This window comes from Acinetobacter sp. BMW17, assembly GCF_001592855.1.
Lineage (GTDB): Bacteria > Pseudomonadota > Gammaproteobacteria > Pseudomonadales > Moraxellaceae > Acinetobacter > Acinetobacter johnsonii.
This window is the reverse complement of record NZ_LSOD01000024.1, coordinates 53,698-69,269: the sequence shown is the minus strand read 5'-3', so window position 1 is coordinate 69,269 and position 15,572 is coordinate 53,698. Positions and strand designations below refer to the sequence as shown.

At 39.6% G+C, this 15,572-nt stretch carries 14 protein-coding genes; 13 read left to right on the top strand and 1 reads right to left on the bottom strand.

Going from position 1 to position 15,572, the window contains the following annotated elements; translation table 11 throughout:
* Nucleotides 1-79 precede the first annotated feature (79 nt).
* Nucleotides 80-1,438 (top strand): hypothetical protein, encoded by a 1,359-nt coding sequence (locus AXW61_RS06980; RefSeq protein ID WP_062033600.1) that lies wholly within the window; start codon nt 80-82, stop codon nt 1,436-1,438.
* 60 nt (nt 1,439-1,498) lie between these two features.
* Here AXW61_RS06980 and mnmG read toward each other — a convergent pair whose 3' ends face one another.
* A complete protein-coding gene (gene mnmG / locus AXW61_RS06975) occupies nt 1,499-3,379 on the bottom strand; it encodes a tRNA uridine-5-carboxymethylaminomethyl(34) synthesis enzyme MnmG (protein ID WP_062033597.1) in 1,881 nt (626 codons plus the stop codon).
* Between the two features lie 253 nt (nt 3,380-3,632).
* Between mnmG and AXW61_RS06970 the strand changes: the two genes are divergently transcribed.
* The 12 genes from AXW61_RS06970 (at nt 3,633) to AXW61_RS06915 (ending at nt 15,558) form a co-directional block, all read left to right on the top strand.
* Nucleotides 3,633-3,983, top strand: coding sequence for a hypothetical protein (locus AXW61_RS06970; RefSeq protein ID WP_004696401.1), 351 nt, complete (start codon nt 3,633-3,635; stop codon nt 3,981-3,983).
* A 137-nt stretch (nt 3,984-4,120) separates the two neighbouring features.
* Nucleotides 4,121-5,008 (top strand): bile acid:sodium symporter family protein, encoded by an 888-nt coding sequence (locus AXW61_RS06965; RefSeq protein WP_062033594.1) that lies wholly within the window; start codon nt 4,121-4,123, stop codon nt 5,006-5,008.
* Nucleotides 5,009-5,052: 44 nt separating this feature from the next.
* Nucleotides 5,053-5,934, top strand: coding sequence for a bile acid:sodium symporter family protein (locus AXW61_RS06960; protein ID WP_062033591.1), 882 nt, complete (start codon nt 5,053-5,055; stop codon nt 5,932-5,934).
* A 115-nt stretch (nt 5,935-6,049) separates the two neighbouring features.
* Nucleotides 6,050-6,952 (top strand): 50S ribosomal protein L11 methyltransferase, encoded by a 903-nt coding sequence (prmA, locus tag AXW61_RS06955; RefSeq protein ID WP_062033588.1) that lies wholly within the window; start codon nt 6,050-6,052, stop codon nt 6,950-6,952.
* 18 nt (nt 6,953-6,970) lie between these two features.
* Complete coding sequence (locus AXW61_RS06950) at nt 6,971-7,870, top strand: DUF3426 domain-containing protein (RefSeq protein WP_062033586.1); 900 nt, start codon at nt 6,971-6,973, stop codon at nt 7,868-7,870.
* Nucleotides 7,871-8,250: 380 nt separating this feature from the next.
* On the top strand, nt 8,251-8,520 hold the full coding sequence (fis, locus tag AXW61_RS06945; RefSeq protein ID WP_001086304.1) for a DNA-binding transcriptional regulator Fis: 270 nt from the start codon (nt 8,251-8,253) through the stop codon (nt 8,518-8,520).
* A 90-nt stretch (nt 8,521-8,610) separates the two neighbouring features.
* Nucleotides 8,611-10,185: a bifunctional phosphoribosylaminoimidazolecarboxamide formyltransferase/IMP cyclohydrolase gene (gene purH / locus AXW61_RS06940; protein WP_062033583.1), complete on the top strand. Its 1,575-nt coding sequence runs from the start codon at nt 8,611-8,613 to the stop codon at nt 10,183-10,185.
* Between the two features lie 128 nt (nt 10,186-10,313).
* Nucleotides 10,314-11,597 carry a phosphoribosylamine--glycine ligase gene (purD, locus tag AXW61_RS06935; RefSeq protein ID WP_062033580.1) on the top strand — a complete coding sequence of 428 codons (1,284 nt, stop codon included), beginning with the start codon at nt 10,314-10,316 and terminating at the stop codon, nt 11,595-11,597.
* A 581-nt stretch (nt 11,598-12,178) separates the two neighbouring features.
* A complete protein-coding gene (locus tag AXW61_RS06930; protein ID WP_062033577.1) occupies nt 12,179-13,051 on the top strand; it encodes a MetQ/NlpA family ABC transporter substrate-binding protein in 873 nt (290 codons plus the stop codon).
* A gap of 73 nt (nt 13,052-13,124) precedes the next feature.
* Entirely contained in the window at nt 13,125-14,150 is a 1,026-nt protein-coding gene (locus AXW61_RS06925) for an ATP-binding cassette domain-containing protein (RefSeq protein ID WP_062033574.1), read from the top strand.
* Complete coding sequence (locus tag AXW61_RS06920) at nt 14,147-14,842, top strand: methionine ABC transporter permease (protein ID WP_004696373.1); 696 nt, start codon at nt 14,147-14,149, stop codon at nt 14,840-14,842. The genes AXW61_RS06925 and AXW61_RS06920 overlap by 4 nt, the downstream gene beginning before the upstream one ends.
* An 86-nt stretch (nt 14,843-14,928) precedes the next feature.
* The gene (locus tag AXW61_RS06915; RefSeq protein WP_062033571.1) at nt 14,929-15,558 is read left to right on the top strand and encodes a hypothetical protein; all 630 of its coding nucleotides are present in this window, start codon (nt 14,929-14,931) and stop codon (nt 15,556-15,558) included.
* Nucleotides 15,559-15,572 lie beyond the last annotated feature (14 nt).

The following is a 15,572-nucleotide window of genomic DNA, read 5'->3' as shown; positions in this document are numbered from 1 at the left end:
AGCTCGAAAATCATTTTAAAGCCTTTGATTTGACTTTCTTTTACCTTAATAACGGATTCGTTTAACGCCAGCATACTTTTTGAAACACCACCCAGATTCATTCTTTAAACTTGTCGATGAAGGTTTTATTGGGCAACATCGTTTATTTTGGATTGATTATGTAAAAGAGCCAAACAATAATGTGAAGCAATTTATTGACGTGAACCCTAATCATAGAAATTTTATTGGTGAACAGGATGCTGACCGATTCCTTCTTGAACTCGCAATAGAGTTAAAATGCTTTCCTACAGAATTATTTAAAGACCCAATTAATCATTTAAAAGGAATTTGTGAGTTAGTTAATCAATTCCCACTACCAACATCAGATACTGAGGTTGATATATTAGAGGACACGAAGAAAACTCTAGCTATTGTAGATATAAATAAACCAAATTTTACAATTATCAAATTAGCAGAGGCATTACATACTAGTAAATTTGATTACATTATCAATCAAGCTAAAACACTCGACTTAACCCTAAAACCAATTTCAAAAATTGTTGCTTCTGCGTATTTAGGTAAGGCATTAAATTTTTTAACTAAAGATGACCATCAATTTCAAAAATATTTTGACAAAGCGATAACTTTGCAAATTAACTTCTACCAAGCTTACGCAGAAGTCGGAATTCAAAGCGCTTTAACTGGTAAACAGGATTACTTAGAGAAATCATTAAACTATTTCGAAACATGCTTTCAAATAAACCCTAAAATAACAGACCTAAAACTAATTCAAGGATATGCAATCGTTCTAACTCAAATAGGGGCTTTCAAAAAAGATAAGCATCTTATCTTAAAAGCCATAGGGTTCTATAAAAATTTACTAAATGAATTACAAGGTGATCCTATTTTTTTAAAAAACTATGCAAATGCATATAAAAAATTGGCTTTACTTAGCGGTAACGAGAGTCTATTTAATGAGGCTTTTAAATTTTATAAAAAGTCATTAGAGATAATTCCTAATGATGTTCAAATTCTTATCGATTATGGTATTGCCATTTTTTATTTAGCTCAATTGAATGAAGACTCAAACCTATATAACCATGCTTTAATGCAATTAGAGAAAGCTAAAAAACTAAAGCCTCAAGACCTGAATGTCTTAACAAACTATATCACTTGCCTTTTAGGAGTAGCTAAAATCAATGAAGATGAGTACATTTTTGAAAAAGCAAAAGATATTTGTGAAAATGTATTAAATATTGAACCAAATCATGTAAGTAATTTAGAAAATTATGCTATCAGCCTATGTGCTCTTGCTGAATTAAAAAATGATATAAATCTAGCACAAAAAGCAATTCAGTATTTTGAAAAGACTTTAAAGCTTAAACCCGAAGATCAAGACTTGAGATACAACTATAATGAAGCCATTTCTACCTTAAATAATTTAGATAAAAAAATATAGCTAATACCTAATCTAACTAATAAAAACCCGCACTTGGCGGGTTTTTATTAACTCAAAATCTTAAGCAGATTTTTTCGCTTGTGCATTTTTACGGATCGTAATCATGATTAATTGCACTGCTGCAGGTGTTACCCCCGGAATACGATTTGCTTGAGCCAATGTCTCAGGACGTACATCTTTCAATTTTAAAGTAATTTCACGAGATAAGCCTGAAACGACATCATAATTAAAATCAGCAGGAATTTTAGTTTCTTCCAAACGCTTCATTTGTGCAACGTCTTCATGCTGACGGTTAATATAACCTGCATATTTCACCGCGATTTCAATTTGATCGCCCACTTGTGCAGAGACTTCAGAACCTGTGAGCTCCGCAATTTGAGCAAATGAAATATTCGGACGTTTTAACAAATCAATCGCAGAGCATTCTTTCGATAAATCTGCACCCGTCATTTCAACAAATTTCTTGCCCATTGGGTTGTTTGGTGCCGCCCAAAGGTGTTGTAAGCGACCTGTTTCCAGTTCAACCGCTTCCATTTTTTCACAGTAAGCTGCCCAACGCTCATCATCCACCAAGCCCATTTCACGACCCACTGGCGTTAAACGTTGATCCGCATTGTCTTCACGTAGCATCAAACGATATTCGGCACGTGAAGTAAACATACGGTACGGTTCTTTCGTGCCTAGCGTGATCAAGTCATCCACCAATACACCCATATAGGCTTCATCACGTTTTGGTGTCCATTGCTCTTGATCCCACGCACGACGCGCAGCGTTTAAGCCGGCAAGCAAGCCTTGCGCACCCGCCTCTTCATAACCTGTCGTACCATTGATTTGACCGGCAAAGTACAAGTTATTGATGGCTTTGGTTTCTAAAGTAAACTTCAACGCTTGCGGGTTGAAATAATCGTACTCGATGGCATAGCCCGGACGTAAAATGTGCGCATTTTCCATCCCGCGAATTGAACGAACCAACTCAAACTGCACATCAAACGGAAGTGAAGTTGAAATACCATTTGGATAAAGCTCATGTGTATCTAGACCTTCAGGCTCTAAGAACACTTGATGTGAGTCTTTATCGGCAAAGCGGTGAATTTTGTCTTCAATGGATGGGCAATAACGTGGGCCCACACCTTCAATAACACCAGTGTACATCGGTGAACGGTCTAAACCACCGCGGATGATGTCATGGGTTTTTTCATTGGTATGGGTAATATAACAATTCACTTGTTCAGGGTGCATAGATGCATCACCCATGAATGACATCGTCGGTGATGGGAAGTCACCCGGCTGTGGAATCATCACAGAAAAATCAACCGAACGCGCATCAATACGTGGTGGCGTACCTGTCTTTAAACGACCCACTGGCAAATTCAACTCACGTAAACGGTGTGCCAGTGAAATTGAAGGTGGATCACCTGCACGGCCGCCACTTGATTTTTCAAGACCAACGTGGATTACACCACCCAAGAACGTCCCTGCAGTGAGTACAACTGTTTTCGCATCAAAGCGAATACCCGTTTGAGTTACAACACCCTTTACAGTATCACCCTCAACAATCAGGTCGTCTGCGGCTTGTTGGAAAATATCGAGATTTGCTTGGTTTTCTAAAGTGTCACGAATCGCGGCTTTATAGCGAATACGGTCTGCCTGAGCACGTGTTGCACGAACGGCTGCACCTTTTCGTGAGTTTAGGATACGGAACTGAATACCACCTTTATCGGCAGCCAATGCCATTGCACCGCCCAAGGCATCAATTTCACGCACCAAATGCGATTTACCAATACCACCAATTGCTGGATTACAGCTCATCTGCCCTAAAGTCTCAATATTATGAGTTAAGAGTAAAGTCTGTCGCCCCATACGTGCCGCAGCCAATGCTGCTTCTGTACCTGCGTGACCGCCGCCGATAACAATGACATCGTAAACTTTAGGATAATGCATAGTGGTAAAGGAGATTAAAAAATGATAACGAAAGATTATAGCAAATTTTCGATTGTAAGTTGACAGATTCCGTGGAATTTATTGTATATACGGTGCTGTGCTTACTGCGCCAGCGCTAGGTTTATGTAATTTTACTTGCAGAGTAGTAGCAAAAACTCAACAAAGGATGCGTTTTGTTACCTGAAAAGCCTTGTATTAATTTGATCATTTTTTATCCTATAAGTTGATCATACAACAACCAAAGGTAAGCATTATGAATAAGAAGATTCTTTTTTCATCCATTCTCTGCGGTTTATTTTTTTCGCCTTTTGTATCAGCCAACGACAAAGTTGAAAAGGTCTATGATAGTCAACGTTATCAACAAGTCTGTAAAGGTAAGTCACAAGGAACAGCGGTTAGTTTTGCCTATCGAGGCATTATTTGGAATGGTACCTGTGAACCTCAATTTTTCCCAAGCTCAAAAAATGCCAATATTCATGGTGATGAAGCTGAGTTAGCCAGCATTTGCCAAGGAGATTCAAAAGCGACATCAATCAATATCGAAGGTAAAGAAATTAAAGGCAAATGTGCCCTTGGTTTTGTAGCACCTAAACCAAGAATGTAAGCAAAACAACTTAAAGTTCATGCTGTATTGAGGGTGAAAAATAGTCCATTTTTTACCCTTTTTTCTACCTTGTAAATTATTGAATTCTGTATACACTCAAAAACACAAAAGATAAAAACGAATAAAAAAGGTATTCCATGGATTCGGAATTGTTTACAGTTTTTTTGCCTTTCACTTTGGCATTAATGATGATGGGTCTTGGTTTACACCTACGCCCAGCTGATTTTTATCGCCTCACACTGCATCCCAAAGTCATTTTCATCGCGTTATTTTCACAGTTGGTGCTGCTGGTGGGCATTGCGTTCCTCATTTGCCAGTTTTTAAATTTAGCGCCTATTTTCGCGATTGGTTTGATGCTCGTTGCAGCTTCACCAGGTGGACCAACGTCAAACCTATTGACCTATTTATTTAAAGGTGATGTTGCGCTCAACATTACTCTTACAGCCACGAACTCCATCATTTCAACACTAACTCTCCCTTTTATTATTAATTTTTCACTGATGTACTTTCTACAAACATCACAACCCGTTGACATGCCCGCCATGAAAATGATGAAGGTATTTTTCATCACTCTACTTCCTGTCAGTATGGGCATGTTTTTACGTTTTTACTTTCCAAAACTTGCCGACAGATTAAACCGCCCAATGCGTATTTTGTCTGCAAGCTGTCTTCTTTTTATCTTTTTTCTCGCACTGTACTTAGAGCGACATAATTTTGTTGAATATGTGTTTGAGATTGGGCCTGCCGTAGCCTTATTCTGCTTCTGTAGCATGTTTATTGGTTTTTTTGTGCCACATCTGGCCAATATTCCAGAAAAACAAGCCTTAACCTGCTCTTTTGAGATCACCATTCACAACACCGCACTTGCCATTACAGTTGCCCTGTCAGTCTTAGGCAACACTGCCATGGCCATTCCTGCCGGTATTTATTCTATTTTCATGTTTGTATTTGCTGCGTTATTGGGCCTATTAATCTCGCGAAGAAATGACAGTTTATTTTTGAAGAAAGAGACCGCAGCTGAATAATTTCACGGTCATGATTTATATAATTTTAAGGAGAATATACACCTATGGATTCAGGAATTATAACGATTATGTTACCCCTAGCTCTTGCCATCATCATGATTGGTTTGGGCTTAGAGTTAACCCCGAAGGATTTTGCACGCGTCAGCAAACATCCCAAAGCAGTATTGGTTGCTTTATTTTGTCAGTTGGTACTTCTTGTTGGGATTGCCTTTGTAATTTGCAAAGTACTCAACTTACCGCCACTGCTTGCCGTCGGCTTAATGCTCTTAGCAGCTTCTCCAGGTGGTAGTACTGCAAACTTATTTAGCTATTTGTTTAAAGGTGATATTGCGCTCAATATTACTTTAACCGCAATTAACTCCGTTATTGCAGCGTTTACCTTGCCGCTAATTGTAAACTTTGCCATTCAGTACTTTATGCAGGATGGACAACACGTCAGTATGCAGTTTAGTAAAATCTTGCAGGTATTCTCAATTATTCTTATCCCTGTCTGTATTGGTATGTTGATTCGCCACTATGCACCCTCTTTTACCAAGAAGCTGAATAAACCCTTACGTATTTTTTCTGTTGTATTTTTGGTCTTAATCATTGTTGGCGCAATAGCCAAAGAACGCGCCCATATTCTGGAGTATCTGACTCAGGTTGGTTTAGCCACAGTCATTTTCTGTATTTGTAGTTTAATGATTGGTTATTTTGTACCGCGACTACTGGGGATCAACAGTGCTCAAGCTCGGGCCTGTGCCTTTGAAATTGGCATTCATAACAGTACCCTTGCCATGACCATTGCACTCACCGTGATGGCCAGTACCACCATTGCCATGCCCGCAGCGGTCTATTCTATTTTTATGTATATCTTTGCTGCCATCTTTGGGACATTACTCAACCGTTATACCCCATCGGTTCAAACCAGTACAGAACAAGCCTAGAACAGGTGTAGATCTAAGGATGCTTCGGCATCCTTTTTTTATTTTGAGGAATGCTGTCGAACTGCCCCCTGTTCCGCTACAATATTTATTTATACATAAATATTAGGTTATTCCTGTGAAGTGGTTACAAATTCATATTACGGTTGATCAAGCGCAAGTCGATTTTACTGAAACCCTTTTAGAATCTTTGGGTGCAGTCAGTGTCACATTAGATGATGCAGAAAACCAAGACTTACTTGAACCACTTCCAGGTGAAACGCCACTTTGGAATAAAGTCATTGTGACAGGTATCTATGCGCAAGAAGACGACGAAGAAATTGATGTCAATGCATTAGAAACGTTTATTCGCACTCAAATGCCTGATGCGCCGATGCGTAGTGAATTTCTTGAAGACCAAGAATGGGAACGCACATGGATGGATGCCTACGAACCGATTCAAATTGCTGACAAATACTGGATCGTTCCTGAATGGATGGAAGCACCAGAGCCGGATGCAGTGAACATCAAACTTGATCCAGGCTTAGCGTTTGGTACGGGGAACCATGCATCTACTTTTCTTTGTCTGCAGTGGTTAGGTAAAACTAATGTTAAAGATAAAATCGTGATCGACTATGGTTGCGGTTCAGGTATTTTAGGTGTTGCTGCTCTACTCCTTGGTGCAAAAAAAGTCTATGCCACAGATATTGATCCACAAGCAATTTTAGCCACTGAACAAAATGCGGCACTCAATGGTGTGGCTGAGAACCTTTATGTCGGCTTACCAGACGAGTTCAATTTAGAGCTGGCTGATCAAAAAGCAGATGTCTTTGTTGCAAATATTTTGGCAGGCCCGCTTATGATGTTAGCGCCAGAATTCGCAACTTTGGTCAAATCTGAGGGAGAGTTCGCACTTGCAGGTGTAATTGAAGAGCAAGTTTCTGATGTTTCTAGTGTTTATTCTGAGTTTTTTGATATATTAGAGGTCGAGAAACGTGATGAAAACTGGTGCCGAATCTCGGGTAAACGCCACACCCTTTAAATGAACCCTTAATACACTATGAGCGACAAACAAACCTCTTGCCCTAAATGCCTAACCATCTACAAAGTAAGTGTTGCACAACTCACTGTTGCGCAAGGTATGGTTTGTTGCCCAAAGTGTTCGATGACCTTTAATGCGCTCTCGCATTTAACCACGGGTCATACTTTTGACACAGGTGAGGAAAGATCGTCGAATCAGAATGACATGAGCATGTCTTCAAATTCAGCATTTTCCTCTCCTCGTGTAGACAGCATTCATTTTGATTTATCACAATCTGCTGCGCTTTCAATGTCGACATCAAATTTGCTTGATATTTTCAATCTGAAAGTTGAGCACTCCAACATTGACCTCAAAACCTATTTAAACAATTTAAACTATTTTAGTACCGACCCGATTGGTAACTATCCTGCCATGAATTTGGCAGACAACAATCCAGCGAAACCGCAAAAAAGCCCGATGTACTATATGCTTTGGGGTGTGATTAACTTCAGTTTATTGGCTTTATTGTGTTTCCAATACCTATGGTTTAATCCACATATCCTCAATAATAGCCCCGCATTAGGTGCAACCTATAATAAAATTTGTCTTGTACTGAACTGTAGCAGCCTACAAGAACGTTATAGTCTGATCAGCATTAATAAATTAAAAGTAAAACGTATAGAGGCGCAGAAAACTCAATTTTCAGGTGAACTGATCAATTATCATGATACCAGTCTTCCGCTACCAGATCTTAAGGTCATTTTAAAAGTGGATGGTGAAGTCGATTCAACCTATCAACTACATGCAAATGAATATTTGATTGATAGTCTGGTTGGAATCAAACGAATTCCTAAAAATAGTCCGTTCAAATTCAAATTTAGCCTGCCAGTTAGCCGTAAAAGCTTCAATCATTACAGTTTAGAAATAGTCCAGCCCTAAAATTTAAAAAAAATGTAAAAAAAGTGAAAAAAAATGCAGTTTTCTTGCTCACTTTTTCTTAGACAATGGTATGATACGCGCCACAAAAGCTTAGTGCTGCAATCTCCTCAGTCTTTTAATACAAATAGAACATCAGCAAAAATGCGCGTTATCGAAATATCGCGTATTGAGCAGATTTTTTTGTTTAAAAAAGGTCGGTAACAAATATTTAACTATTGTTACGCTTATATTTCGACCAACTTAGCGATATTGTGGCATGCTAAATGTACAGTTTTAGAACTAGTCGTTTTAGGATCTAAAACGAAGTTCATTTTAATTTTAGACCACTTTATATATGTCACTTTACCCAAGTGATATTTAGATTTTTCGGATTACTTCGCATGAATAGCAAATCTCCTATTTTTACTGCACAGTCTGATGTCGCTCTTCGTATTCACGTAGATCGCGCAGTTCGCCACTATTTTGCACAACTGCAAGGCGAGCAACCATCTCAGGTCTACGACATGGTGCTGGCAGAAATGGAGAAACCTCTTCTATCTGTAGTTTTAGAATATACCCGCGGTAACCAAACACGTGCTGCGGAGATTCTAGGACTTAACCGTGGAACTTTACGTAAAAAGTTAAAAGCTCACGGTTTAATGAGTGAATAAATGATAAAATGCTTGCGGCTTCCGCGGGCATTTTTTTTACCTGCTATTTTTGGCTTTTTGTTTTAATTCTTGATAACTGTGACGAAGATCATGACCATTAAACGCGCTTTAATCTCTGTTTCCGATAAAACTGGCATTGTTGAGTTCGCTCAAAACCTTGTTGCTCTAGGGGTAGAAATTTTATCTACTGGCGGTACATATAAGTTGTTAAAAGACAACAATATCGCTGTAGTTGAAGTTTCAGAGCATACGGGTTTCCCAGAAATGATGGATGGTCGTGTAAAAACGCTACACCCGAAAATTCATGGTGGTATCTTAGCTCGTCGCGGTCTAGACGAAGCTGTGATGGCTGAACACAATATCGATGCGATCGATCTTGTGGTTGTAAACCTTTATCCATTTGCTGCAACAGTCGCTAAACCAAACTGCTCACTTGCAGATGCGATTGAAAATATCGACATCGGTGGCCCAACCATGGTGCGTGCTGCTGCGAAAAACCATGCTTCTGTCGGTATTGTGGTCAATGCTACAGACTACGACACTGTTGTTGCTGAACTAAAAGAAAATGGTGCTTTGTCTTACGAAACTCGTTTTGACTTAGCCGTTAAAGCATTTGAACATACAGCACAGTATGATGGCATGATTGCTTCTTACCTAGGCGCTCGCGTAGGCAAAGAGGAAGGTCAAGCAGACAAGTTTGCACGTACTTTCAATACACAGTTAAATAAAGCTCAAGACTTGCGTTATGGTGAAAACCCGCATCAGTCAGCAGCATTCTATGTAGAAAGCACAGCAACTGAAGCCTCTGTTTCAACGGCGAAACAACTTCAAGGTAAAGAACTTTCTTATAACAACATTGCAGATACTGATGCAGCACTTGAATGTGTGAAATCATTTGCAAAACCGGCTTGTGTGATCGTTAAACACGCTAACCCATGTGGCGTTGCAGTATCTTTAGACGGTATTCAAGCAGCTTATGATCTTGCGTATGCAACAGATCCTGAATCTGCTTTCGGTGGCATCATTGCATTCAACCGTGAATTAGACGTTGCAACTGCACAAGCGATTGTAGATCGTCAATTCGTTGAAGTGATCATTGCACCGAGCGTTGCTGAAGGCGTTCTTGAAGTAACAGGCGCGAAGAAAAACGTACGCGTACTTGTATGTGGCGAACTTCCAGCAATCGATGCGCGTCAATCGCAACTTGACTACAAACGCGTAAACGGTGGTTTGTTAGTTCAAGATCAAGACTTAGGCATGATCACCAAAGATGATTTAAAAGTCGTGACGAAACGCGCGCCAACGGATGCTGAAATTGATGACTTAATTTTTGCATGGAAAGTTGCGAAATACGTGAAATCAAATGCCATTGTTTATGCTAAAGGTCGTCAAACCATTGGTGTAGGCGCAGGTCAAATGAGCCGTGTTAACTCAGCGCGTATTGCTGCGATTAAAGCGGAACATGCAGGTTTAGTGGTTGAAGGTGCTGTAATGGCATCTGATGCATTCTTCCCATTCCGCGATGGTATTGATAATGCTGCGAAAGCAGGCATTAAATGTATTATCCAACCGGGTGGTTCTATGCGTGATGAAGAAACTATTGCAGCAGCTGATGAAGCTGGTATTGCAATGGTCTTCACGGGCATGCGTCACTTCCGTCACTAAGTGATAGATGCAGACCGTAATGACAAAGTCATACATGTGGTTTAAAACAGATTTCTAAATCTTACATAAAGTCCTCTCCTTTTTAGGCTGAGGACTTTATGTCATTTCGATTCATGGAGTATGAACCGATGAACATTTTAGTTTTGGGTAATGGCGGTCGTGAACATGCATTGGCATGGAAAATCGCGCAAGATAAAAAAGTTGCAAAAGTTTTTGTTGCACCAGGTAATGCAGGAACTGCAACAGAAAACAAATGTGAAAATGTTGCACTCAACATTTTAGACAATGCTGCAATTATCGGCTTTACAAAAAATAATGCAGTAGATTTGATTATTGTGGGTCCAGAAGCACCGCTTGTAAATGGTGTAGTTGATGCTTGCCGCGCGGCAGAGCTTCAAATTTGGGGGCCAACTCAGTTTGCTGCCCAGCTAGAAGGCTCAAAAGCTTTTGCTAAGCACTTCTTAAAACGCCACAATATTCCTACTGCGTTCTACGATGTATTTACTGAAGTCGATGCAGCGAAAGCATTTGTTGAAAAAAATGGCGCGCCAATCGTGATCAAGGCCGACGGTCTTGCTGCGGGTAAAGGCGTAATTGTAGCCATGACCAATCAAGAGGCTTTTGATGCGATTGATGACATGCTGGCGGGCAACAAGTTTGGTGATGCTGGTTCTCGTGTTGTGATCGAAGAATTCCTTGCTGGTGAAGAAGCGTCTTTCATTTGTATGATTGATGGCGACAACATCTTACCAATGGCAACATCTCAAGACCATAAGCGTATTTTTGAAGGCGACCAAGGTCCAAACACGGGTGGTATGGGTGCTTACTCTCCTGCTCCTGTGGTGACTGCAGATGTATTTGAAAAAACCATGAATGAAGTGATGCGTCCTACCGTTGAAGGTATGAAAAAAGACGGTCACATTTATACAGGTTTCTTATACGCAGGCTTGATGATTGATGACAAAGGTCAACCAAAAGTGATCGAGTTCAACTGTCGTTTTGGTGACCCTGAAACTCAGCCGATTATGATGCGTTTAAAATCATCATTGGTCGATCTGGTTGAAGCTGGTATTGCAGGTAATCTTCCAGCAGAAGCTGAATGGGATGAACGCAAATCAATTGGTATTGTTCTTGCAGCTGAAGGCTACCCAGAAACCGTTCGTCAAGGTGACGTCATCTCTGGTCTTGGTCAATCTCCTGAAAACACAAAAATCTTCCATGCGGGCACAACAATGAGTGCCGACGGTCACATCTTGACTGCGGGTGGTCGTGTTTTATGTGTGACAGCTCTTGGTGATACCGTACTTGAAGCACAAGTCAATGCTTTAGAAGTTTGTGGTCAAGTCACATTTACGGGTATGCAATACCGTACAGATATTGGTTATCGTGCTATTGCGCGTGAAAATGCTTAAAAACATTCATACCGTAAAAACCCGCTAAATGCGGGTTTTTTTATTGCAAACCGCTGCGAATTTTTTTAAATATATCCGTATGAATATAAATCAAGTTCTAAAGATATAGCTATATTCATCCTGTACTCTGAGACATACTTTTTGCACTTTATACTCGTTATATCTATTTTTTGTATTTAGTTTGGATAAAATCTTATAAAGCATAAAATTTATGCAAATTATTATTTTTAAACAAATTCATTAAAAATAATATATTGTTTTCATTATAAAATTACACACAACTTACAGACTCCTAATCTTTAAATAAGATAAGTATTGAACTTTTATGCTCTATATCGAATATTACTTTGTTGATATGATGTGCAAAATTTAACGATTGAGCAAAGATGTTTCTAGTGATTTGAAAAAGTTAATCTTTTCCAAAGTGAAAGTACATATTCGACTGATATCGAATTGCACACTTGCAAAACTCACATTACAGTCATATGCATCAAATCAGGAATACCTGATTTAAAATCAATCGATCTCTCTATTGTTCAGCTAAGTTAAGCCTCGTTTGGGTGCTTACTCGGGAAGAAAAAATGAAAAAAATTCTAGGAATTGCGCTGGGTTTATCTGTTGTTTTAACGGGTTGTAGTAAACCTGAAGCACCTGCAGCAGATGCGGCTAAAACGGATACTGCAGCAGCTGAGCAAACAGTAACCATCGCATCGACTGGGTCTGATGCAGACATTTGGCGCTATATTGCAACTTTGCCAGAAACTAAAGCAGCTGGCTTAAAGTTAGACATTAAAAACTTCACTGACTATGTTGCAATGAACACTGCTGTTGCAAACAATGAAGTCGATGTAAACGCATTCCAATCTTATGCTTACCTTGTGGCATATAACGAAGCGAACACAGCAAAGATTGCACCACTTTCAACCACCTACCTAGAGCCAATGGGCATCTATTCAAGCAAAGTAAAAACACTGGCTGAATTTAAAAATGGTGCAACGATTGCGATTCCAAATGATGGTGCGAACGAATCACGTGCATTGTTATTATTACAATCTGCAGGTCTAGTAAAGTTAAAAAATGACTTTGACTTTGTGAAAGGCACATCTAAAGACATCGTTGAAAATAACAAAGCGTTCGTTATCAAACCTATTCAAATGGCAACGGCCGTACGTGTGAAAGACGAAGTGGATGCCATTGTTCTGGGTAATACCCTTGCAATGGAAGGTGGTCTAAACGTATTGAAAGATGCGATTTACTATGAGCCAATCGATCAAACCACGAAAATGAACGTGAACGTTCTTGCGGTGGCTGAAGCGCGTCAAAATGACCCTGTACTGAAAAAAGTCGGTGAGCTTTACCATGTCGCTGCAGTAGGCAAATATGTTCAAGAACATTTTGGCGGCACAAAAATTGATGTGAACAAGCCAGTAAGCTACCTTACTCAAGCTAAATAGTAATATAATCAAATCAACGAAACAGGCAAAGTCTCTTTGCCTGTTTTTTCATTTTTGTGTAGTTTTTGACGATATGATTCAATTTAAAAACATTTCAAAGCACTATCAGCTGAAAGGCCAAACCATTCCTGCACTGGACCAAATCAATTTGGACATTCCAGAAGGCAGTATTTTTGGCGTTATTGGCTATAGTGGTGCAGGTAAAAGTACCCTCATTCGTTTGATCAATTTACTTGAACGCCCAACTCAAGGCCAAGTAATTATCAATCAGAAAGACTTTACTGCATTAGATGCAAAAGCATTACGTCAAGAACGTGCAAATATTGGCATGATTTTCCAGCATTTTAATTTACTGCAAACCAAAACCGTTGCAGCCAATATTGAAATGCCCATGAAACTTTTGGGTTATAGCAAAGTTGAACGTGAAAAACGTTTGAATGAGCTACTTGAGTTTATTGACCTCAAACATAAAAAAGAAGCTTATCCAGATGAGCTCTCGGGTGGTCAAAAACAACGTGTCGGTATTGCACGTGCGCTTGCCAACCATCCTAAAATATTACTTTGTGACGAGGCGACTTCTGCACTAGACCCACAAACCACCAAATCGGTCTTGGACTTGCTCAAAAAAATCAATCAAGAGCAAGGTATTACCATCGTCATGGTGACGCATGAAATGGATGTGATACAAAGCATCTGCTCACATGTGGCCGTGATGGAACTCGGCAAAGTAGTTGAAACTGGGAAAACGGTGGACTTATTTAGTCGCCCACAACATGCAACGACACAGAATTTTATTCAAACGATTTTGCATCAACAGCTACCAATTAAACTTCTGAATAACCTCGAACATAAGCATCATCATAGTATTTACCGCTTACAGTTTCTTGGTAACTCTGCACACGAAACCGTAATTCAAAACTTAATTAAACAGTTTGATATTAGTCTCAATATCTTGTTTGCCAACATGATTGAAATTGATGGCAATGTGATTGGACAAATGTTTGTTCAGCTCTTGGGCAATGAAAGCCTGATCGCTGAAGCGGTTGAGTTTTTAAAACAACATGGTGTGGCTGTTGAACAATCAGGAGAGCTGGAATGAGAGATTTAATTGTCCAGTGGTTAACTCAAATCACAGCACCTTTTTGGAAAAGCTCTTTATCGATTGACCAGTTTATTACTGCTTTGCAAGAAACATTTCATATGGTGTTTTTTGCAATGCTATTTGGCTGTATTTGGGGCTTTATTCAGGCCATCATTTTATTGGTCACACGTCCTGATGGTATTTTGCCAAACAAAGCGATTTATCACAGCCTGAACCCAATTGTGAATGCCCTGCGCTCTCTGCCCTTTATTATTTTGCTGATTGCGGTTTTACCTTTAACCAAACTCATCGTCGGAACATCGATTGGCACGTGGGCAGCGATTGTTCCGCTCACCATTTATGTTGGACCATACATTGGTCGTTTGGTGGAAACTTCATTACTGGAAGTGAATGAGGGGATTATCGAATCTGCACAAGCCATGGGTGCAACTCCACTACAAATCATCTTTAAATTTATTTTACCTGAAGCACGCAGTTCACTGATTTTAAACTTAACCACAGCCACGATTAGCTTAATTGGTGCAACCGCGATGGCCGGTGCAGTGGGTGCAGGTGGTATTGGTGACCTTGCTATTTCTTATGGTTATCAACGTTTTGATACCAGTGTCGTGATACTCACAGTGATTGTGCTGTTAATCATGGTGCAAATTGTACAATCCGTTGGCGATTGGCTATCTAAACTGCGCTAACAAAATTAAGCTCTCAATATTGGGAGCTTTTTTTCAGGTCTAAGTTTTATATCATGCGGCAAACAAAACTTTTAAAAGCTATAACGATGAAAATAACAACTCTATTGATCAGTCTAAGTCTTTTGCCGATGCTCAGTCATGCAGCTTCAAATCCCTATAACTACGTCACCAGTGTGAAAGTGAATCAGGTTGAACTCAATGCATCTGTGACAGCACATCAAGTTAGTGAATTACTCGCTCCTCCGAATGGAATAACCAGCAAACAATATGCAGAATGTACAGGCAACTATGAATACAGTATTACAACTGCCCAACCCAAAACCCTAAAATTTGAGATTTTTAGCGAAGATAATCCCAAAATTCAGGCTGAAAAATTCTATAAAGACAAAGCGAGTTTAAAACAACTCGGTCACACCAAAGGCCGTGTTTGGCTTGACTGGAAAAGCACTCAAGCGATGAGCGAAAATATACGTGTGCAAAATATTCAGATCACACCGAATTATACTTTACAGCAGTTTAAACAAGACTTTAAATACAGTGCACAAGGTATGGCAACATCAGGGGAAGCCCTAGTTTTGCTCTTACAACCCAATGAAATCAAAGCCTTTCTGAAAGAACCGCAAGACTTTGCCCCACCCTACACGGCTTATCTCAACTTTGGTTTTAAAAATGGACAGTTAAGCAGCTTTGCCATTCAGCAAGCAGTGGCCTGCTAAAGGCTTTTATTCCA